The following is a 20,651-nucleotide window of genomic DNA, read 5'->3' on the forward strand; positions in this document are numbered from 1 at the left end:
GAAGCCAGGTGCTGACCGAAACGGCCAGCACTCAATCAGCCCAGGTTTTCCTGGATCAAGGCCAATACGCGGCGGGCCACTTCGGCCGGCGCTACGGTATTGAGGTCTTTTTCCACGGTGACTTGCACGCTGTCCGCCGCCTTGGTCAGGCGTACCTGATAACGCTCGGCACGGGCATCGATCTCTTCCTTGGTCGGCTCGCTGCTCCACAGACGACTGAAGAAGCCAGGCTCTTTGTCCTTGGTCTCAGCGCCTTCGGCCAGGTTGATGTAATACACACCCAGGCTGCGGTTGAGGTCGTCGACGCGCACGTTGGCGGTCTCCAGCGAACGGCCGACGCTGGACCAGGCACGATCGAAATCAGCACCCAGGTTCAGTACCGGGTTGTTGTTGCCGTCTTCGGTCAGGCTGACGCGGCTTGGCGCGTCGAAGTCGCGGGCGGCCAACAGAGACACCGAACCACCCTGCTCGGCGCTACGCGCCATGCTCGCGAGCATTTCGTCGAGCAGCGCAGCGTCGAGGCTGGCGTTGGTCGATTTGCTCGGGAACGCGACATCAGCAGTGCTGTCGGCCGGGCGCGCGGCGCTGACCACATAGATCTCACTGGTGTTGCGCTGCACGCCTGGCTCGATACGCACACGAACGCGGGTTTCGCTTTTCGGGTCGACATCAGCAACACGGCCGCTCAAACGACGAGCCATGGGTGCCGACAACTCTTCGAAACGCTGCCAGTCAGTGCTGAACTCGCCGGTTTGCGGACGATCTTCGCTGATGCGGAAGCCGTTATCTTCGAAGAACTGGTGAGCCACTGGCCAGACTTCAGCCGGTGGACGCTGAGCGACCAGCCAACGGCTGTCGCCGCTCTTCTGCAGGCTGAACTCGCTGGAGTCGGCTACTGCCGCCAGCGGTTGTGGGCGCGGTACTTCGTATTCGCCCTGCACAGTGGAGTCAGCCACGTTACGCGGCACCGGCAGCAGCGGGTCGAGCGGTTTCACGTCATAGCCCTGCGGCACTTGCATCGCCGGGCTCTGGTGTTGCGTCAGGTAATCACTGCCACGATCACGGAAATAACCATCTTCACCCCACAGCCACCCGCAACCGCTGGTGCTGGAAATGATTACGGCAAGGGCAGAAAGTCCGGCCAGTCGCTTCATGCGTAGTGCTTCCTCAATTAAACCAATACGCCGGACTGGCGCAGGGCCTGACGCAGCGGTTCATGACAACGCGGACTGAGCCAGGTCAGTGGCAGGCGAATGCCTTCCACCATCAAACCCATTTCCTGCAGGGCCCATTTCACCGGGATCGGGTTGGACTCGATGAACAGCGTTTTGTGCAGCGGCATCAGACGATCATTGATCGCCCGGGCTGTCACGGCATCGCCGGCCATCGCCGCCGCGCACAGCTCGCTCATGGCGCGCGGTGCAACGTTGGCAGTCACGGAAATATTGCCCTTGCCGCCCATCAGCATCAGCTCGACGGCAGTGGCGTCGTCACCCGAGTACACCAGGAAGTCGCTGTCGACGCGGTCGAGTACTTCTTGGCCGCGCTGCAGGTCACCGGTGGCTTCTTTGATGCCGACGATGTTGCTGATCTTCGACAGACGCTCAACGGTTTCCGGCAGCATGTCGCATACGGTGCGGCCAGGAACGTTGTAGAGAATCTGCGGGATGGCCACGGCTTCGGCGATGTGGCGGAAATGCTGGTACAAGCCTTCCTGGGTCGGCTTGTTGTAGTACGGGGTCACCAGCAGGCAGGCGTCGGCGCCGGCGGTTTTGGCGTTAGTCGTCAGCTCGACCGCCTCACGGGTGGAGTTCGCACCGGTACCAGCAATCACCGGAATACGACCGGCGACCTGGTCCACCACGCGGCGAATCACTTCGATATGTTCATTAACATCCAAGGTCGCCGACTCACCCGTGGTGCCGACCGCGACAATGGCGTTGGTGCCTTCTTGCAGGTGGAAGTCCACCAGCTTGCTCAGCGCGTCCCAATCAAGACGACCCTGCGCATCCATAGGCGTGACCAGTGCCACCATACTGCCCGCAATCATGCAACCGCTCCTGCCGGAAAAAGAGAGCCGTAATGGTACTGGCGCCACCTGCCTTGCACAAGCGAAGTACCGCGCTATGAGCATTCCCCTCAGCGACAGTTTTCGCTAACCTTCCGGCTTTGATCGACAGTTGACCTGCCGACCGCTCATCGCTTTAGGAATGCTGCATGTCCACCCCCATCGTCCGCGAACAATTCCTCGTCATCAGCGCCCTTGGCACCAACCCGATGGAACTGACCAACATTCTCTGCCGCACCAGCCACGAGAACCGTTGCGCCGTGGTCAGCACGCGTCTGAGCCGCCACGGCGAGTACAGCGCGCTGGTGGTTCAGGTATCGGGCAACTGGGACGCCCTGGCGCGCCTGGAAACCAGCCTGCCGTCGCTGTCGAAAAAACATGCCTTTACCGTCAGCGTGGTGCGCAGCGCCGCCGCAGAAATCCGCCCGCAGGCGTTGCCCTATGTGGCATACGTAAGCTCGGTGTACCGCCCGGACATCCTCAATGAGCTGTGCCAGTTCTTCATCGACCATAATGTCGAGCTGGAAAACCTCACCTGCGATACCTACCTGGCACCGCAAACCGGCGGCACCATGCTCAACGCCACCCTGACCGTCACCCTGCCAGCCGGCACCCAGATCAGCTGGCTGCGCGATCAGTTCCTCGACTTTGCCGATGCACTGAACCTGGACGCCCTGATCGAACCGTGGCGCCCACAAACGCCGGCATAAGGAAAACAGCATGAGCGCTTCTCTCGACCAGGCCGTCGCCGACTTCACTGTGCCGGCTACCAGCGGCAAGCAAATCACCCTCTCGGCGCTCAAAGGCCAGCAGGTGGTGATTTATTTCTACCCCAAAGACAGCACGCCCGGCTGCACCACTGAAGGCCAAGGCTTTCGTGACCAGTACGCAGCGTTCAAGGCGGCCAACACCGAGGTGTTCGGCGTGTCGCGCGACAGCCTGAAGTCCCACGAGAACTTCAAGTGCAAGCAAGAATTCCCGTTTGAGCTGCTTTCGGATAAAGACGAAGCGCTGTGCCAGCTGTTCGATGTGATCAAGCTGAAAAAACTGTACGGAAAGGAATACCTGGGCGTGGACCGCAGCACCTTTCTCATCGATGCCAACGGCGTGCTGCGCCAGGAATGGCGTGGCGTAAAAGTGCCGGGGCATGTCGACGCCGTTCTGGCTGCCGCCCAAGCGCTGAACAAGGGCTGACTCATCGACCAATAAAAAGCCCGGCCAAGTGCCGGGCTTTTTTATGCGCGCTACCGCCGTCTTACATCAACGGCGCCACCACCGGCTCCTGACGTGGCCAGGCATCCAGCAGCGCTTTGCAGAGCGTTGCCAGGGGAATGGCAAAGAAGATCCCCCAGAAGCCCCACATGCCGCCAAATAGCAGCACCGCACAGATGATCACCACCGGGTGCAGGTTCACCGCTTCGGCGAACAACAGCGGCACCAGCACATTGCCATCCAGCGCCTGGATAATGCCGTACACCGCCATCAGGTAGATGAACTGATCACCCCAGCCCCACTGGAACAGCGCGATCAGCGCCACCGGCACAGTCACCACCACCGCGCCGACATAGGGCACCACCACCGAGAACCCCACCAGCAACGCCAGTAGCGCCGCATAGTTGAGCCCAAGGGCAATGAAGGCCACGTAGGTGGCGCCGCCGCAAATCAGAATCTCGATGACCTTGCCGCGAATGTAATTGGCGATCTGCTGGTTCATCTCCCGCGCCACCCGCGTTATCAGGGTGCGCTCGCGCGGCAGGTAGCTGCGCAGCCAGCGGCCAATCAGCGCACCGTCCTTGAGAAAGAAGAACACCAGAATCGGCACCAACACCAGGTAGATCATGGCGTTGACCAACAGCGGCAGGCTCGACAGGGAAAAGGTCAGCGCCAGTTGCCCGAAGCTGCCGATTTCATTGCGCACCACCTCGATCACGTGCAGCACTTGCTCATCGGACACCAACTGCGGATAACGCTCCGGCAGCAACAGCAGCAGCGACTGCCATTTGCCCAACATGCCCGGCAGTTCGTTGAACAACGCAATGAGTTGCTGCCAGAGCAGCGGCACCAACATCAGCAAGCACACCGCCAGCAGGCCGATAAAGCAGGCAAACACCAGCCACACCGCCAGCACCTGCGGTACTCGCAAGCGCTGAAGGGTGCGCACCAACCCTTGCATCAGAAACGCCAACACCAGCCCGGCCAACACCGGCGCCAACATGCCACCCAGCGTCAGCAATGCAGCGAAGGCCAACACCAACAGCACGGTCAGCACCACCGCCTCCTCATCGGAGAAGTAGCGCTGCACCCAGTTGCGTAAGACCTTGAACATCAGAATTCCTTAACGGCAGGCGCCAGGCGCGCCTGCTTTGTATGAGCTAGGCCTTGCGAAGCCAATAACGATAAACCCCAGCCTCGGATTCTTCGCGCAGCAAGGTATGGCCAGCCAGGGTGGCGAACGCGCGAAAGTCGCGCTGCGAACCAGCGTCAGTGGCGGTCACTTTGAGCACTGCGCCACTGGCCAGACGATTGAGCTCAAGCTTGGCTTTCAACAGCGGCAACGGACAATTCAAACCGCTGGCATCGACCTCAGCGGCAGCCTGCCCATCCCACACCACAACATCAGTCATCAAATCGGGCTCCAAATCGGTTGTTTAGGATACCGAGGTGGTCAGCCGACCGCCATGGCGGCTACAGTAGAGACTTTGCCACCAAGAGCTTCGTGCATGAATCTTCTGCGCCCTACTCTGCTGTCGCTTGCCGTGTTGCTCGCCGCTCCCGCTATCGCCGATGACCTGCCCTCGCTGGGCGATTCCAGCTCCTCGATTGTCTCTCCCGAGCAGGAGTTTCAACTGGGCCGTGCCTGGTTGAGCCTGGTGCGCAGCCAGGTGCCGCAGCTGAACGACCCGCAGTTGAAGGAGTTCGTCGAAAGCAGCGTGTACAAGCTGGCCGAAACCAGCGACCTGCATGACCACCGCCTGGTGTTCATCCTGATCAAGGACCCACAAATCAACGCCTTCGCCGCACCTGGCGGGGTGATCGGGGTCAACGGCGGCCTGTTCCTGTATGCGCAGACCGAGGCCGAATACGCCGCAGTACTGGCGCACGAACTGGGCCACTTGATTCAACGCCACTACGCCCGCGGCCTACAGGCCCAGCAGCAGATGCAGATTCCGGTGATGGCAGCGATGCTCGCCGGCATCATTGCCGCAGCGGCCGGCGCCGGCGACGTCGGCATGGCGACCATCATGGGCACCCAGGCCGCGGCCATTCAGAACCAGTTGCGCTTCTCCCGGCAGAACGAGCAAGAGGCTGACCGCGTTGGCGTGGTCAACCTCGAGCGTGCCGGCTACGACCCACGCGCGATGCCCAACATGTTCGAACGCATGGCTCGCCAGTACCGCTACGACAAACGCCCGCCAGAATTCTTGCTGACTCACCCGGTGACCGAGTCGCGGATTGCCGACACCCGCAACCGCGCCGAGCAATATGGCCAGGGCGGCCGCGAAGATACGCTGCAGTACCAACTGATGCGTGCCCGCGTGCAACTGACGTTCGAAGAGACCCCAGGCATCTCCGCCAAACGCTTCCGCGCCATGCTCCAGGACGACCCCGGTATGGACGCCGCGCGCTACGGCCTGGCGCTGGCACAAGTAAAAAGCGGCCAGCTCAATGAAGCTCGCGACAGCCTGGCGCAACTGCTGAAGAAAGACCCGAACAACGTCACCTACAACTTGGCGCAAGTGGAACTGGACATCACCAATAACCGCCTGCCGGATGCCAAGCAACGGGTCGACAAAATGCTCGCCCAGTTCCCCGACAACTACCCGCTGCAGCAGAGCCGCATCGACATGCTGCTCAAGCAGAACCAGGCACCACAGGCACAGAAGGCCCTGGAAGAGCTGCTGAAAGCACGCCCCAACGATCCGGATATCTGGTACCAGGTAGCCGAGGTTCGCGGCCAGGCGGGCGACATCATTGGCCTGCATCAAGCCCGCGCCGAATACTTCGCCCTGATGGCGGACTTCGATCAAGCCCTGGAACAGCTCGACTTTGCCAAGCGCCGCGCCATCAACAACTTCCCACTGGCGTCGAAAATCGATGCGCGGCAAAAAGAGATCATGGAGCAGCAGCGCATGATCAAGCAGTTGATGCGTTAAAAAACATCGCGGCTGACCGGTGCGCCGGACCGGTCAGCCGCGATTGCTGCTTAGACAATTGATCAGGCGTTACCCGCCACCTTCAACCGCGCAGCCTGGGTGAAGTCCAACATGCGTTTCAGCGGCTTCAGCGCCTGCGGAATCAAAGCCGAATCAACGAAAATCTCATTGCTGCCTTCACGCAGGCATTGCAGCGTACGCTCCAGCGTATTCATCGCCATCCACGGGCAGTGCGCGCAACTGCGGCAAGCCGCGCCGTTACCCGCAGTCGGTGCCTCGACAAAGATCTTGTCCGGACACAGCTGCTGCATCTTGTAGAAAATGCCGCGGTCGGTGGCGACGATAAAAGTCGAGTTGGGCAGCGTCTGCGCCGCTTTGATCAACTGGCTGGTGGAACCCACGGCATCGGCCAAGTCGATCACCGACTCCGGCGACTCCGGGTGCACCAGAATCGCGGCGTCCGGGTACAGCGCCTTCATGTCTTCGAGTTGCTTGGACTTGAACTCCTCGTGGACGATGCAGGCACCGTCCCAGAGCAGCATGTCGGCGCCAGTCTGCTTCTGGATGTAGCGGCCCAAGTGCTTGTCCGGTGCCCAGATAATTTTCTCGCCGTTATCCATCAGGCTTTCGACGATTTCCAGCGCGCAACTGGAAGTCACGACCCAGTCAGCGCGGGCTTTGACGGCGGCTGAGGTGTTGGCGTAAACCACCACCGTGCGCTCCGGGTGCTGATCGCAGAACGCGGAAAATTCGTCGACCGGGCAACCGAGGTCCAGCGAGCAGGTCGCCTCCAGGGTCGGCATCAGCACGCGCTTTTCCGGGTTAAGGATTTTGGCCGTCTCGCCCATGAATTTGACGCCGGCCACCAGCACGGTTTTCGCCGAGTGCTGATTGCCGAAACGGGCCATTTCCAGGGAGTCAGAGACGCAACCGCCGGTTTCTTCGGCCAACGCCTGAATCACCGGGTCGCAGTAGTAGTGGGCAACCAGAACCGCATCTTGGGCCTTCAGCTCGGCGGCAATTTCTGCGCGCAGGCGAGTTTCTTCTTCAGGCGAAAGGGGCTTGGGTTGTTTGGCATCGAGGTGCGCCTGGACCAGCAGGCGCTCGGAAATCTGGGTCATGTCATCAGGCTCTGAATATGCTTTCAGTGCCGCGCAGTATACCCGCCTGAACTGAGTGCAAACGTCGCCGAAGGGAGAAATCTGATACGTCAGAAACGAAAAAACCCGGAACACTCACTGCTGAGCATTCCGGGTTTCCGCTCCTTCTTACGAAGGAAATATGGTGGGTCGTGTGGGACTCGAACCTACGACCAATTGGTTAAAAGCCAACTGCTCTACCAACTGAGCTAACGACCCGCGGTGTGCATAATACTGATTTAATTCATAAAATCAACAGCATGCGGTAAAGATTTAGAAATAACGGGTAGGGTCTTTCACACCCGCTTCAGAGAAACCGGCCGCGCGCAGGCGGCAGCTGTCGCATTTGCCACAGGCACGACCATCGTCATCGGCCTGGTAGCAGGAAACGGTCAGGCCGTAGTCCACGCCCTCGGCCATGCCCGCCTGGACGATCTGCGCCTTGCTTAGAAACTGCAGCGGCGCCTGAATGCGAAAGCCCTGCCCTTCCACGCCAGCCTTGGTGGCAAGGTTGGCCATGCGCTCGAACGCATCGACGAACTCGGGACGGCAATCGGGGTATCCGGAATAATCCACAGCGTTTACACCGATAAAGATATCCCGCGCGCCCAGCACTTCGGCCCAGCCCAAAGCGAGCGACAGAAACACCGTATTGCGCGCCGGCACGTAGGTCACCGGAATGCCTTCGCCTGGCGTTTCCGGCACCGCGATGCTGCTGTCGGTGAGGGCCGAACCGCCCATACCGTTGAGGTTCAAGCCGATCACTTTGTGCTCGGCTACACCCAACTGCTGAGCCACACGCTCTGCGGCCTGCAGCTCGGAGCGATGGCGTTGACCATAGTCGAAACTGATGGTGTAGCAGGCGTAGCCGTCGGCCTTGGCCATGGCGACTACGGTGGCGGAGTCGAGGCCGCCGGAGAGCAGAATTACCGCTTTTTTATCAGTCATATCAGTGTCCCGGCTGGTCGTTCCAAAGAATCTTGTGCAGTTGCAACTGCAAGCGCACCGGCAAGTTATCGGCGACGATCCAGTCGGCCAAAGCACGAGCATCTACTTGCTGATGACTAGGCGAAAACAGCACTTCTCCGGCACGATTCTGCAGGCCGTATTGGATCAGTTTGGACACCGACCAGTCGTAGTCTTCACGCGAACAGATGACGAACTTGACCTGATCGTTAGGGGTCAGGAACTCGATGTTCTCGTAGCGGTTGCGCGCCATTTCGGCAGAGCCCGGTGTCTTCAGATCGACCACCTTGCTCACACGAGGATCGACCGCCGACACATCGAGGGCGCCGCTGGTTTCCAGCGACACCTCGAAGCCGGCATCGCACAGGCGCTCGAGCAGAGGAATGCAGTTGGGCTGGGCCAGCGGCTCACCACCGGTAACGCAAACGTAGCGCGGCTTGTAGGCCGCGATTTGCTCAACAATGGCGTCCAGGGACATGATTTCGCCGCCACTGAAGGCGTAGGCGGTGTCGCAGTATTGGCAGCGCAGAGGGCAGCCAGTCAGGCGCACGAACACTGTCGGTAAACCGGCAGTGCGCGTCTCACCCTGCAACGAGTAAAAAATCTCGGTAATGCGCAGGTTTTTTTGCATATCGGCCACGGGCGTGACGGCGAAACAGGCCATCCGCCTCCGTTGCGGGAATTGGGGCGGCGATTCTAACGAAAAAACCCGCGACAGGCGCGGGTTTTATTGAACAGCGGGTCAGGCTTTACAGGCGTTGCAGATCACGCTGGGCCAGTTGGGCGGCCGAGCTGCCCGGATACTGGGCAATTACCTGCTGCAAAATGCCTTTGGCTTTGTCGGTGTGACCGAGGCGCTGCTCGACATCGGCCAGCTTGTACAGCGAATCCGGCACCTTGTTGTGGGTCGGATACAGCTGGCTGACCTTGGCAAAGGCTTGCCCGGCGCCTTGCAGGTCGCCCTTGGTCAGGTTCACCTCACCCAACCAGTACTGCGCGTTGCCGGCGTATTGGCTCTGTGGGTATTTGCGCAGGAAGGCGCTAAAGGCCTGACTGGCCTTGTCGAAATCTTTAGCTTTGATCAGATCGAAGGCAGCATCGTAATAGAGCTTTTCCTTCGCCGGATCACCCGGCTCAGTGCTCGCCGCAGGCTGTTGCGCTGCTGGCTGCACGGGAGCAGCACCGGCATTGACTGCACCGGCATTGCTGGAATCTGGAGTAGCGGCAGGAGCACCAGTGGCGCCGCCGGCTATACGTCTGTCGAGGTCTTGGTAACGCTCCAGGCCTTCTTGTTTCAGGCGCTGAATTTCGTTCTGTTGCTCCTCGACCATGCCGCGCAAACGGCCTAGTTCGTCTTGCATTTGTTGCAGCTGCATGAACAGCTCGCCCTGTGCCGAGGCAGGGGCCGTAACCCCTCCCCCTGCATAGGCGCCGGTCGTGCCATAACCTGCAGGTGGATAACTACCACCGCCATCGCTGGCGTTGCTGTCTTCCACCGGAACCGCAGCCCAGGCCGCAAGCGGCAGGCTGAGAGTCAATATAGTCAGAGCACGACGGCACGTTCGCATGTCGAATTACTTACGCAGTTCAACGCGACGGTTTTGAGCCCAGGATTGCTCGTCGTTGCCGGTAGCAACTGGACGCTCTTCACCGTAGGAAACCAGTTCCAGCTGAGCTGGGGAAACGCCTTGCAGAACCAGGTAGCGCTGAACGGCTTTCGCACGACGCTCGCCCAGAGCCATGTTGTACTCACGGGTGCCGCGTTCGTCGGTGTTGCCTTCCAGAACGACGCGAGCGCCATTGCCTTTCAGGTCTTTGGCGTGAACGTCCAGAGCGCGCATGGCTTCTGGCTTCAGGTCCGAGCTGTCGTATTCGAAGTAGAAGGTGGTGATAGCGCGCAGAGCAGCTTCTTCGCTCAGGTTGCCGTCTACACCGCTGTTGTTGGCGTTGTAGCCAGCGTTTGGATCAACAGCGCCTTCGCCAGCGTTGTCGCCGCCTTTGGAGGAGCAACCTACAGCTACAGCCATGGACAGAGCCAGTGCAGCGAACTTACCGAATTTCAACATTTCCATAGTAAAACTCCTAATGAACCCCAGTGTGTTAAGTAATTGGTGCAGCGCCGCATCAGTTCAGGAAAGGCGACCAGGATGGCTCTCGGATTTCGCCTTGCGCGGTTGGAATCGGGAGTTTTACGCGTCCATTAATGGAGGCAAGAATCAAGACTCCACGGCCCTGCTGGCGGGTGGCGTAGATTACCATGGTGCCGTTGGGCGCGACAGTAGGCGACTCATCCAGATTGGTATCTGAAAGAATCCGCAAACGCGAAGTCTGCAAGTCCTGCGCAGCCACTTTGAAATTGGTGAAACCGTCCTGACGGTGAATCATCACCAACGTCTTCTCGTCAGCAGACAGTTTGGGGTTGGCGTTGTAGTTACCTACAAAGGTCACCCGATCCACTGCACCGCCGGCAATATTGGTTTTATAGACCTGCGGTTTCCCGGCACGGTCCGATGTGAAGTAAATAGTCTGACCGTCCTTGCCCCAGAAGGGTTCGGTATCAATTGCATAGTGATTGGTCACACGGGTCATCTGCCGGCTGCCCAGATCCATCACGTAGATTTCCGGGTTGCCATCACGCGACAGTACGAACGCCAGCTTGCTGCCATCGGGCGAGAACGCCGGGGCACCATTGAGGCCTTCGAAGTTGGTGATCTGCTCGCGGCGACCGGTGTCGATGTGCTGGATGAAGATACGCGGACGCTTCTGTTCGAACGACACATAGGCAATGCGCTTGCCGTCGCTGGCAAAACGCGGCGACAGAATCGGCTCACGCGATTGCAGCAGGGTCACTGCGCGGGCGCCGTCATAGTCCGAGCGCTGCAAGGTGTAACGGGTGTTGCTGGCGGAGAAGCGCTCTGCAGTCACGTACAGCATCTGGGTGGAAAACGCGCCCTTGATGCCGGTGAGTTTTTCGAACGCCTGGTCAGCGATGTAGTGCGACATGTCGCGCAGTTGGTCAGTGGTACCGCCCACGCTGCCGGTAAATACCTGCTGCTCGGTGGCCACGTTGAACAGCGCGAACTGGATCTGCAACCGGCCGCCGTTAGGCACGATGTTACCGACCAGCACGTACTGGGCGCCGAGGGCTTTCCAGTCGCGGTAGATCACTTCGCTGGCCTGCGTTGGCAGGCTGATCATGTTCTGACGGGGGATCGGCTCGAACGTACCGGAGTTGCGCAGGTCCTTGCCGACGATATCGGAAATATCCTCAGGCAGAACGGTGCCGCCCTGCCAGCCGAATGGAACCACGGCAATCGGGATGGCACGGTCGGAACCGGTGCCTACCAGAATGTTTTTTTCCTCTGCTGCCGCCATTCCCGCAGCGCAACAAAGGACTACTAGCAATCCGCGAAGAATGTTGATCACAAATCTAGATCCTCAGGTTTGAAGGTCATCTTGAATGAACGATAGGGGTTGAAGTCGGTAGGACTCAGACCCTGCATTTCTACTAAACGCCCAATATTTTTCACTGCGGCTACAGCCGAGTTGTCGAACGGCGCGTTGCCGCTGGACTTGGCAATCGTCGCGCTGGTGATGGTGCCGTCGGGCAGCATGGTGATCTGCAGAACCACCGCCATGCCATTACGAGCGCCAGGTGGACGTGTCCACACCTCGGAAGCACGCATACGAATCAGGTCATCGAAGTTGCCGGAGACGGTATCGCCCACTTCATCAGCGGTGGTCGCCTCGCGCTCGGTGGTGTCGGACAACAGCTCGGCCAATGCCTGCGCCTTCTTGTCCTCAGCCGACTTGCGCGCAGCCTCGGCAGCCTTTTTCTTAACGGCTTCCGCTTCTGCCTTTTTCTTCTCAGTCGCTTTCTTGGCAGCATCAGCCGCCTTTTTCTTGGCGTCTTCTGCAGCTTTTTTCTTCGCCTCGGCTTCGGCTTTCTTCTTCGCCTCTTCTTCAGCTTTCTTCTGTTCTTCTTCGGTTTTCTTCTTGGCGATATCGGCGAGTTTCTTTTCCTCGACCTTCTTCGCTTCTTCGGCTTTCTTGGCCTCGGCCGCTTTGGCCGCTTCAGCCTGCTCCTGCTCGGCCGCTTCGGCTTTTTGAGCTTCGTCGGCTTTCTTTTGTTCCGCCGCCTTCACCTTCTCTTGCTCGACTTTCTTGGCTTCCAGCTGCTCAACCTCGTATTGCTTGGCAGCGGTTTTTTTCGCTTCGCCGGCAATTTTCTGGTTGGTCTGCACGGTCGCCGGGCTCTTCGATTTCAGCTCGTAGAGCGTAGCCTGAACAATGGGTTTAGCGGGTGGCAGCTCCGGCGTAAAAGCAAAGCTGACAAACAGCATGCCGAACAACAGGACGTGCAGCCCTATTGCCCAGATACTTGGCCAGAAAAAGCCTTCCGATGAGGAGCGCTCGCGTTCCTGCATTAGGGCGCCTCGGTAATCAGGCCGACGTTACCCACACCGGCTTGCTGCAGACCGCCCATGGCCGCCATCACGGCACCGTAGTCGACCACTTTATCGGCACGGATAAACACTTGCGTCTGCTTACCCTGGGCGCGGCTCTGGTTCATGATCGCGGTCACGGCGGTGGTCATTTCCGCTAGCGTCAGGGCTTTGGCCTGCTGCTTGTCGGTGTCCACTTCGCTGCCAAGGTTCCAGTAGTAGGTCTTGTCGGCTTTGATCGAGATGGTCAGCACCTGGGTGTTGTTGTCTTGCGGCAAGGCATCGCTGGATACCTTGGGCAAGTCCACCTTGACGCCCTGGTTGAGCATCGGGGCAGTCACCATGAAAATCACCAGCAGCACCAACATCACGTCGATGTAGGGCACCACGTTCATTTCGGCGACTGGTTTACGTCTCTTACGAATACGTGCCATGAGTTAAAACCTTTCCTAAAGCCTTCAGTAAAACCAGCGGCTTACTCGTCGCTGGTGTGCACTTTACGGTGCAGGATGGCTTGGAATTCATCGGCGAAGGTGTAGTAACGGCCGATCAGGGTTTCGCCACGAGCGGCAAAGCGGTTGTAGGCGATGACCGCCGGGATGGCGGCGAACAGGCCGATCGCCGTGGCGATCAACGCTTCGGCAATACCCGGGGCCACAGTGGCCAAGGTCGCTTGTTGGGCAGATGCCAGGCCACGGAAGGAGTTCATGATCCCCCACACGGTACCGAACAGACCAATGTACGGGCTGGTAGAACCGACGGTGGCGAGGAACGGCAGGCTCTGCTCGAGCTTCTCTTCTTCACGGGAAATTGCCACGCGCATGGCACGGTTGACGCCGTCCATGACCGCGTCCGGATCCACACCCGGCTGCTGACGCAGGCGCGAGAACTCTTTGAAACCGCCGCGAAAGATCTGCTCAACGCCCGAATCCGGGTCCGGGTTGGCGCCGGCCTGGCGGTAAAGCTTGGACAGGTCGATACCCGACCAGAAACGCTCCTCGAATGTCTCGAGCGAACGGCGCGCCGCACGGATCATGGTGCTTTTCTGAAAGATCATGATCCATGAGGTTACCGATGCGCCTACAAGAACCAGCATGACCAGCTGTACCACGATGCTGGCGTTGCTGATCAGGCTCCACATAGAGGTATGGTCGACGACGGTGGCTTCCACGCTTAATCTCCTGCTTTAGATGTACCCGCGTCGCTTGCGCCTGCAAAGGCGATACGCAACGCTTCGGGAATGGCCCGGGGTTTCAAACTGTCGGCGCGCACACAGGCCACCAGGAACTGCCCTTCACAGAGCAGCGTTTTATCCGTAGCCCGCCTGACCTGTTGACGAAAGCGCAGGCTGGCACGGTTTAATTCGATCACTTCGGCGCTGACTAACAACTCATCGTCCAGACGCGCCGGCACGTGGTAACGCGCTTCGCTGGAATGCACGACAAACAGCATCTCCCCCGCCAGCTGCGACTGAGCAAAGCCCAGGTCACGTAGCCGTTCGGTACGAGCCCGCTCCATGAATTTAAGGTAATTGACGTAATAAACGATGCCGCCGGCATCGGTGTCTTCGTAGTAAACCCGACAGCGATGCGTGAACGGCTCAAGCCCATTTTGCGCGCGCATACTCTAGTGCTTACTCCCCAGGTTGCCAATCGGGCAAACCAACTGTTTTTTGTCCAGATGCATCATCTGCTGCCAACCCTGCACAGGGCTGCTGATCAGATGAAGCATACGAACGTAAAGTTACTCATCCAACGTAAACATATCGGTCTGCGGCAAGTCGCCCATGCGCTTGGGCACATTCAGGCCGAAGTGCAGATACGCATGCCGGGTCACCACCCGCCCACGTGGCGTACGCATGATGTAGCCCTGTTGAATCAGGTACGGTTCGAGCACGTCTTCAATGGTGTGGCGCTCTTCGCTGATGGCCGCGGCCAGGCTGTCGACGCCCACCGGACCACCGTCAAACTTCTCGATCATGGTCAACAGCAAACGCCGGTCCTGGTGATCGAAGCCGTGTTCGTCGACATCCAGCAGGTTCAACGCCAGGTCGGCGATGGCGCGGGTGATATGGCCCTGGGCACGCACTTCAGCAAAGTCGCGCACACGGCGCAGCAGGCGGTTGGCGATTCGCGGGGTACCACGGGCACGACGGGCGATCTCGAACGCACCTTCCGGGTCCAGCGGTAAACCGAGAATGCCAGCGGAGCGCTGCACGATGGTGGCCAGATCGGCCGTGCTGTAGAACTCCAGACGCTGGACGATGCCGAAGCGGTCACGCAGCGGGTTGGTCAGCATGCCGGCGCGCGTGGTCGCACCGACCAGGGTGAACGGCGGCAGATCAAGTTTGATCGAACGGGCGGCCGGCCCCTCGCCAATCATGATGTCGAGCTGGAAATCTTCCATCGCCGGGTACAGCACTTCTTCGACGATGGGCGACAGGCGATGAATCTCATCAATGAACAGCACATCGCCAGGTTCGAGGTTGGTCAGCATTGCCGCCAAGTCGCCTGGGCGCTCAAGCACCGGGCCCGAAGTGCTTTTGATCGAAACGCCCATTTCCTGCGCAATGATATTGGCCAGGGTGGTTTTACCCAGGCCAGGCGGGCCGAAGATCAGGGTGTGATCAAGCGATTCCTGGCGGCCACGAGCCGCCTGAATAAACAGTTCCATCTGCTCACGCACTTTCGGCTGCCCGATGTACTCAGCCAGACGCAGCGGCCGAATGGCGCGGTCCAGTTGTTCATCGCGGTCACGGCCTGAGGCGGTGATCAGGCGGTCGGCGTCTATCACTTAAACCATTCCTTTCAATGAACGACGGATCAATTCTTCACTGCTCAAGCCATCTTCCTGTACGGCAGAAACCGCGCGGCTTGCCTCTTGCGGCTTGAAGCCCAAGGAAATCAGGGCGCTCACGGCGTCATTCTCCGCACTTGAGACTGTGCCACCGGCACGAGGTTCAGTCACAAAGGTGGCGATGCCCGGTACGGTTTCCCACGCCTTGAAGCGGTCTTTGAGCTCCACCAGCAGGCGTTCGGCGGTCTTCTTGCCGACCCCCGGAACCCGGGTAAGCGCTGAGGTATCTTGCGCCTGAACAGCACGAACCAACTCGTCCACTTCCAGGCCGGACATCAGCGCCAACGCCAACTTCGGACCCACGCCATTGAGGCGGATCAGCTCGCGAAACAGCTCGCGCTCGCGCTTTTCGGCGAAACCAAACAGCAAGTGAGCATCTTCGCGCACCACCAGGTGGGTATGCAGCGTCACTGGCTCACCGACCGAGGGCAGGCGATACAGCGTGGTCATCGGCACTTCCAGCTCGTAGCCCAGGCCATTCACATCGACGATAAGGTGCGGCGGCTGCTTTTCCAGCAAGGTCCCACGCAAGCGTCCAATCACGAAATCAGTTCCTTAATAAAGAAGGCCGCCATCACAGACGCAAGCGCCCGCCGCGACTGCGGGCGCCCACCAGGCCGTGAGGAATCAGGCTGGAGCGAGTGTGGGCATGACACAAGGCAATTGCCAGGGCGTCGGAGGCATCGATCTGTGGTTTTTGCGTCAGCTTGAGCAGGTGCATCACCATCATCTGCACCTGCTGCTTGTCCGCCCCGCCGGTGCCGGCAATCGCCTGCTTGACCTGGGTGGCGGTGTATTCGGCGATCTCCAGGCCGTGCTCGGCGGCCGCGACAATCGCCGCACCACGGGCCTGGCCGAGCTTGAGCGCTGAGTCGGCGTTCTTGGCCATAAACACTTTTTCGATGCCCATGGTCACCGGCCCGTAGGTTTCGATCACCTCACGCACGCCGCGAAACACAATCTGCAAGCGCTCGGATAACTCGCCCGCGCCAGTGCGAATGCAGCCTGAAGCCACATACTCACAGCCACGACCGATATCGCGCACCACGCCGTAACCAGTGATCCGCGAACCGGGGTCGATACCGAGAATAAGGGTCATAACACCTGCAACTGGAGCAATAAAAGAAAGGGGCCAGCATATAGGAATGTGCTGACGGTATCGCGGCTGAAGCCGCTGCTACAAAGACCGCGCACTCCGTAGGAGCGGCTTCAGCCGCGATAGTCTCGGCAAATCCTTAACCTACCTGCTCCATGATCTCTTCCGGAATTTCACCGTTGAAATACACGTTCTGCACGTCGTCCAGGTCTTCGAGCATATCGATCAGCTTGAGCACCTTCTGCGCCGTTTCCAGCTCGGTCAGTTCGACAGTGATCGACGGGATCATGCTGATCTCTGCTTCATCACCTTTGAAACCCGCTTTGTTGAGCGCCTCGTTCACCGAAATAAAGTCGACGAAACTGGTGAACACGTCGATAGAGCCGTCTTCGTGGGTGACCACGTCATCCGCACCGGCTTCCAGCGCCGCCTCCATCAAGGCGTCTTCGTTCACCCCAGGGGCAAAGCTGATCTGGCCCTTACGGTCGAACATATAAGCCACAGAACCATCAGTGCCCAGGTTGCCGCCGCACTTGGTGAAGGCGTGGCGCACAGCAGCAGCGGTACGGTTGCGGTTGTCAGTCATGGCTTCGACGATCACGGCCACGCCATTGGGCGCGTAACCCTCATAGCTCAACTCTTCAACCTTGGTGCCGTCATCCGCACCGACGCCGCGCGCGATGGCGCGGTCGATGGTGTCGCGGGTCATGTTGGCCCCCAGGGCCTTGTCCACTGCCAGACGCAGGCGCGGATTGTCCGCCGGAATACCGCCGCCCTGGCTAGCCGCCACGGTGAGCTCGCGAATCAGCTTGGTGAAAATCTTGCCCTTTTTGGCGTCCTGACGCCCTTTACGATGCTTGATGTTGGCCCATTTGGAATGACCCGCCATAACGCGCTCCGTCCTGTCCTTTAATTGAAAACGCCCCTGACTCCAAACAGAGAAAGGGGCGCTGCAAAAACGCTCGCCCGAAGGCCGGCGCTTTTAGTCGGCTTTAACCTGCTCGCGCAAACGAATGTGCAGATCACGCAGCTGACGAGGATCGACCTCACCCGGTGCCTGCGTCATGACATCGGCGGCGCTCTGGGTTTTCGGGAAGGCGATCACTTCACGAATCGACTGTGCACCGGTCATCAGCATCACCAGACGGTCGAGGCCAAAGGCCAGGCCGCCATGGGGTGGCGCGCCGTACTTGAGGGCGTCCAGCAGGAAGCCGAACTTCTCTTCCTGCTCTTCTTCGCTGATACCCAGAACGCGGAACACGGTCTGCTGCATGCCCTTGTCGTGGATACGGATCGAACCGCCGCCCAACTCGGTACCGTTGAGCACCATGTCGTAAGCGCGCGACAGCGCGGCAGCCGGGTTGGCTTCCAGCTCGGCCGGGGTGCACTTGGGCGAGGTGAACGGGTGGTGCAGCGAGTTCAGGCTGCCGTCTTCGGCTTCTTCGAACATCGGGAAGTCGACGACCCACATCGGCGCCCACTCACAGGTGAGCAGGTTGAGGTCGTGACCCACCTTGATTCGCAGCGCGCCGAGGGCGTCGCAGACGATCTTGGTCTTGTCGGCACCGAAGAACACGATGTCGCCATCCACAGCGCCTACGCGGTCAAGAATGACGTTGAGGTTGGCTTCAGGAATGTTTTTAACGATCGGCGACTGCAGGCCTTCAACGCCTTTGGCGCGCTCGTTGACCTTGATGTACGCCAGGCCCTTGGCACCGTAGTTGCCAACGAACTTGGTGTAGTCATCGATCTGCTTGCGCGGCATGGCGCCACCGCCAGGAACACGCAGGGCAGCAATGCGGCATTTCGGATCGTTGGCCGGGCCGCTGAACACTTTGAAGTCGACGTCTTTGAGCTGGTCGGCAACATCCACCAGCTCCAGCGGAATACGCAGGTCTGGTTTGTCGGAACCGTAGCGGCTCATGGCCTCGGAGAACGGCATGTGCGGGAATTCGCCGAACTCCAGGTCCAATACCTCTTTGAACAGCTTGCGAATCATCTTCTCGGTGATAGCGATGATGTCGTCTTCGTCGAGGAAGCTGGTCTCGATGTCGATCTGGGTGAATTCCGGCTGGCGGTCAGCACGCAGGTCTTCGTCGCGGAAGCACTTGGCGATCTGGTAGTAACGGTCGAAGCCAGCCACCATCAGCAGTTGCTTGAACAGCTGCGGCGATTGCGGCAGGGCGAAGAAGCTACCGGGGTGGGTACGGCTAGGTACCAGGTAGTCGCGGGCACCTTCCGGCGTAGCACGGGTAAGGATCGGCGTTTCCACGTCGATGAAGCCGTTTTCGTCGAGGTAGCGGCGAATGCTGCTGGTGACGCGCGAGCGCAGCTTCAGCTTCTCGGCCATTTCCGGACGGCGCAGGTCGATAAAGCGATAGCGCAGACGGGTTTCTTCACCGACGTCGGTGTATTCGTTGAGCGAGAACGGCGGAGTTTCCGCTTCGTTGAGCACTTCCAGCTCATAGCCCAGCACTTCGATCGCGCCGGAAGCCATGTTGGCGTTGTTGGCTCCGGCTGGGCGCAGACGCACCTTACCGGTGATCTTCACCACGTACTCGCTGCGCACGCGGTCAGCCTTGGCGAAGGTTTCAGCGCGGTCCGGATCGAACACCACTTGGGCCAGACCTTCACGGTCGCGAATGTCGAGGAAAATCACCCCGCCGTGATCTCGGCGGCGATGAACCCAACCGCAAAGGGTGATTTCCTGACCTTCCAGGCTCTCGTTCAATTGGCCGCAATAATGGCTGCGCATCATGATGGTGGTTTCGCTTCTCGTAATTCGACTATTCGGTGTGCTGCTTAATCGGCTTTGTCGCCGCCAGCGAGGTTCTTTTTAGCGCCGGTCTTGAAATCGGTTTCGTACCAGCCGCTGCCCTTCAGGCGAAAGCCCGGCATGGACAGCAACTTTTTCAACTCGGGGGCCTTGCAGGTCGGGCAATCGACCAGAGGCGAATCGCTGAATTTCTGAATGGCTTCCATCTGATGGCCACAGGAAGCGCATTGGTAATCGTAAATTGGCATTGGCTCATCTCGGCATGCGTTCTGCTGTATCAGCGCGGGGCTAGCCCGGCCGTGCCGCGAATCCGCATGGTGCGGCCCCTCGCAACAAGGTGCGGGAGTATATGACGGATCGCGCCTGGCAATAAACCCAAAAACCGTGCCTGGCAACGCCTAATAACGCTCAATTGACCCGAAAGGCGACGGACCACACCCAGGCCAATAACAGCGCAGGCGTGCAAGCCAGCTATGCATTTGCCCAATAGCATTTATTGACCCAGGCCCCGCGACATCCCCCCCAAGGCCCATGCTAGGCTCTAGCCATCGCTTTAGCCCGCCTTCATCAGACTGAAAAAAGGAGAAACGCCATGGAAATCAACATCGGTATTGCCGAACAGGACCGCGCCGCTATCGCCGAAGGCCTGTCGCGCTTGCTCGCCGACACCTACACCCTGTACCTGAAAACCCACAACTTCCACTGGAACGTCACCGGCCCGATGTTCAACACCTTGCACCTGATGTTCGAGGGGCAATACACCGAACTGTCGCTGGCCGTAGACAGCATCGCCGAGCGTATCCGCGCCCTTGGCTTCCCCGCACCCGGCACCTACGCCGCCTACTCGCGCCTGTCCTCGATCAAAGAGGAAGAAGGTGTGCCGGCCGCTGAAGACATGATCAAGCAACTGGTCCAGGGCCAGGAAGCGGTGGTACGCACCGCCCGCGGCATTTTCCCGCTACTGGACAAGGTCAGCGACGAGCCCACCGCCGACCTGCTGACCCAACGCATGCAAGTGCACGAAAAAACCGCATGGATGCTGCGCAGCCTACTGGCGGTGTAATCCGCGCCGGGAAAAATGACAAAGGCCCGGCGCAAAACCGGGCCTTTTGCTAGGCGCGAGCGGCACTGCTGCTCTATGCTCTGGCAAT

24 protein-coding genes and 1 tRNA gene are annotated in these 20,651 nt (G+C 59.5%); 4 read left to right on the forward strand and 21 right to left on the reverse strand.

The genetic code is table 11. From position 1 onward, the window contains the following. Nucleotides 1–35: 35 nt before the first annotated feature. Together bamC and dapA are read right to left on the reverse strand one after the other, a co-directional pair. Complete coding sequence (gene bamC, locus C8K61_RS07405) at nt 36–1,154, reverse strand: outer membrane protein assembly factor BamC (protein ID WP_108095565.1); 1,119 nt, start codon at nt 1,152–1,154, stop codon at nt 36–38. Nucleotides 1,155–1,171: 17 nt separating this feature from the next. Next, the gene (gene dapA, locus C8K61_RS07410; protein ID WP_108095566.1) at nt 1,172–2,050 is read right to left on the reverse strand and encodes a 4-hydroxy-tetrahydrodipicolinate synthase; all 879 of its coding nucleotides are present in this window, start codon (nt 2,048–2,050) and stop codon (nt 1,172–1,174) included. Nucleotides 2,051–2,217: 167 nt separating this feature from the next. On the opposite strand from dapA, the gene C8K61_RS07415 reads away from it, so the two are divergent. Together C8K61_RS07415 and C8K61_RS07420 are read left to right on the forward strand one after the other, a co-directional pair. Beyond that, complete coding sequence (locus C8K61_RS07415; RefSeq protein ID WP_108095567.1) at nt 2,218–2,778, forward strand: glycine cleavage system protein R; 561 nt, start codon at nt 2,218–2,220, stop codon at nt 2,776–2,778. Nucleotides 2,779–2,788: 10 nt separating this feature from the next. Then, a complete protein-coding gene (locus C8K61_RS07420) occupies nt 2,789–3,262 on the forward strand; it encodes a peroxiredoxin (protein ID WP_108095568.1) in 474 nt (157 codons plus the stop codon). 61 nt (nt 3,263–3,323) lie between these two features. Here C8K61_RS07420 and C8K61_RS07425 read toward each other — a convergent pair whose 3' ends face one another. Then, entirely contained in the window at nt 3,324–4,394 is a 1,071-nt protein-coding gene (locus C8K61_RS07425; RefSeq protein ID WP_108095569.1) for an AI-2E family transporter, read from the reverse strand. A 46-nt stretch (nt 4,395–4,440) separates the two neighbouring features. Next, complete coding sequence (locus tag C8K61_RS07430) at nt 4,441–4,692, reverse strand: sulfurtransferase TusA family protein (RefSeq protein WP_108095570.1); 252 nt, start codon at nt 4,690–4,692, stop codon at nt 4,441–4,443. Between the two features lie 96 nt (nt 4,693–4,788). Here C8K61_RS07430 and C8K61_RS07435 point away from each other — a divergent pair, with 96 nt between their 5' ends. After that, nucleotides 4,789–6,222, forward strand: a complete 1,434-nt coding sequence (locus C8K61_RS07435) for a M48 family metalloprotease (RefSeq protein WP_108095571.1) — start codon at nt 4,789–4,791, stop codon at nt 6,220–6,222. Between the two features lie 62 nt (nt 6,223–6,284). Here the strand turns inward: C8K61_RS07435 and nadA are convergent, their stop codons facing one another. The 17 genes from nadA to C8K61_RS07520 all read right to left on the reverse strand — a co-directional run bounded on the left by nadA (nt 6,285) and on the right by C8K61_RS07520 (nt 19,748). After that, nucleotides 6,285–7,343, reverse strand: coding sequence for a quinolinate synthase NadA (gene nadA, locus C8K61_RS07440; RefSeq protein WP_108095572.1), 1,059 nt, complete (start codon nt 7,341–7,343; stop codon nt 6,285–6,287). A gap of 161 nt (nt 7,344–7,504) precedes the next feature. Continuing rightward, nucleotides 7,505–7,580, reverse strand: a tRNA-Lys gene (locus tag C8K61_RS07445). Nucleotides 7,581–7,634: 54 nt separating this feature from the next. Further along, nucleotides 7,635–8,309 (reverse strand): 7-cyano-7-deazaguanine synthase QueC, encoded by a 675-nt coding sequence (gene queC, locus C8K61_RS07450; RefSeq protein WP_108095573.1) that lies wholly within the window; start codon nt 8,307–8,309, stop codon nt 7,635–7,637. 1 nt (nt 8,310) lies between these two features. Beyond that, nucleotides 8,311–8,958 carry a 7-carboxy-7-deazaguanine synthase QueE gene (gene queE, locus C8K61_RS07455; RefSeq protein WP_108095831.1) on the reverse strand — a complete coding sequence of 216 codons (648 nt, stop codon included), beginning with the start codon at nt 8,956–8,958 and terminating at the stop codon, nt 8,311–8,313. A gap of 118 nt (nt 8,959–9,076) precedes the next feature. Next, complete coding sequence (gene ybgF, locus C8K61_RS07460; protein WP_108095574.1) at nt 9,077–9,895, reverse strand: tol-pal system protein YbgF; 819 nt, start codon at nt 9,893–9,895, stop codon at nt 9,077–9,079. Between the two features lie 6 nt (nt 9,896–9,901). Beyond that, nucleotides 9,902–10,399, reverse strand: coding sequence for a peptidoglycan-associated lipoprotein Pal (pal, locus tag C8K61_RS07465; RefSeq protein WP_108095575.1), 498 nt, complete (start codon nt 10,397–10,399; stop codon nt 9,902–9,904). Nucleotides 10,400–10,451: 52 nt separating this feature from the next. After that, complete coding sequence (gene tolB / locus C8K61_RS07470; RefSeq protein WP_218277805.1) at nt 10,452–11,702, reverse strand: Tol-Pal system beta propeller repeat protein TolB; 1,251 nt, start codon at nt 11,700–11,702, stop codon at nt 10,452–10,454. Nucleotides 11,703–11,749: 47 nt separating this feature from the next. Next, entirely contained in the window at nt 11,750–12,754 is a 1,005-nt protein-coding gene (gene tolA / locus C8K61_RS07475; protein WP_108095577.1) for a cell envelope integrity protein TolA, read from the reverse strand. After that, a complete protein-coding gene (gene tolR / locus C8K61_RS07480) occupies nt 12,754–13,206 on the reverse strand; it encodes a protein TolR (protein WP_108095578.1) in 453 nt (150 codons plus the stop codon). The genes tolA and tolR overlap by 1 nt, the downstream gene beginning before the upstream one ends. Nucleotides 13,207–13,247: 41 nt before the next feature. Then, nucleotides 13,248–13,943 (reverse strand): protein TolQ, encoded by a 696-nt coding sequence (gene tolQ / locus C8K61_RS07485; protein ID WP_108095579.1) that lies wholly within the window; start codon nt 13,941–13,943, stop codon nt 13,248–13,250. Between the two features lie 2 nt (nt 13,944–13,945). Beyond that, on the reverse strand, nt 13,946–14,395 hold the full coding sequence (ybgC, locus tag C8K61_RS07490; RefSeq protein WP_108095580.1) for a tol-pal system-associated acyl-CoA thioesterase: 450 nt from the start codon (nt 14,393–14,395) through the stop codon (nt 13,946–13,948). A 120-nt stretch (nt 14,396–14,515) separates the two neighbouring features. Next, nucleotides 14,516–15,565, reverse strand: coding sequence for a Holliday junction branch migration DNA helicase RuvB (ruvB, locus tag C8K61_RS07495; protein WP_108095581.1), 1,050 nt, complete (start codon nt 15,563–15,565; stop codon nt 14,516–14,518). Next, nucleotides 15,566–16,171 carry a Holliday junction branch migration protein RuvA gene (gene ruvA, locus C8K61_RS07500; RefSeq protein WP_108095582.1) on the reverse strand — a complete coding sequence of 202 codons (606 nt, stop codon included), beginning with the start codon at nt 16,169–16,171 and terminating at the stop codon, nt 15,566–15,568. It lies immediately after the preceding gene. A gap of 31 nt (nt 16,172–16,202) precedes the next feature. Further along, a complete protein-coding gene (gene ruvC / locus C8K61_RS07505) occupies nt 16,203–16,727 on the reverse strand; it encodes a crossover junction endodeoxyribonuclease RuvC (protein WP_108095583.1) in 525 nt (174 codons plus the stop codon). Between the two features lie 136 nt (nt 16,728–16,863). Further along, nucleotides 16,864–17,613, reverse strand: a complete 750-nt coding sequence (locus C8K61_RS07510) for a YebC/PmpR family DNA-binding transcriptional regulator (RefSeq protein ID WP_108095584.1) — start codon at nt 17,611–17,613, stop codon at nt 16,864–16,866. 93 nt (nt 17,614–17,706) lie between these two features. Beyond that, nucleotides 17,707–19,482, reverse strand: coding sequence for an aspartate--tRNA ligase (gene aspS / locus C8K61_RS07515; protein WP_108095585.1), 1,776 nt, complete (start codon nt 19,480–19,482; stop codon nt 17,707–17,709). Between the two features lie 44 nt (nt 19,483–19,526). Beyond that, a complete protein-coding gene (locus C8K61_RS07520; RefSeq protein WP_108095586.1) occupies nt 19,527–19,748 on the reverse strand; it encodes an FmdB family zinc ribbon protein in 222 nt (73 codons plus the stop codon). 344 nt (nt 19,749–20,092) lie between these two features. Between C8K61_RS07520 and C8K61_RS07525 the strand changes: the two genes are divergently transcribed. After that, nucleotides 20,093–20,563, forward strand: a complete 471-nt coding sequence (locus C8K61_RS07525; RefSeq protein WP_108095587.1) for a Dps family protein — start codon at nt 20,093–20,095, stop codon at nt 20,561–20,563. Nucleotides 20,564–20,651: the final 88 nt, after the last annotated feature.

The sequence above is a fragment of the Pseudomonas sp. GV071 genome (genome assembly GCF_003050835.1).
In the GTDB taxonomy this organism is placed as follows: Bacteria; Pseudomonadota; Gammaproteobacteria; order Pseudomonadales; family Pseudomonadaceae; genus Aquipseudomonas.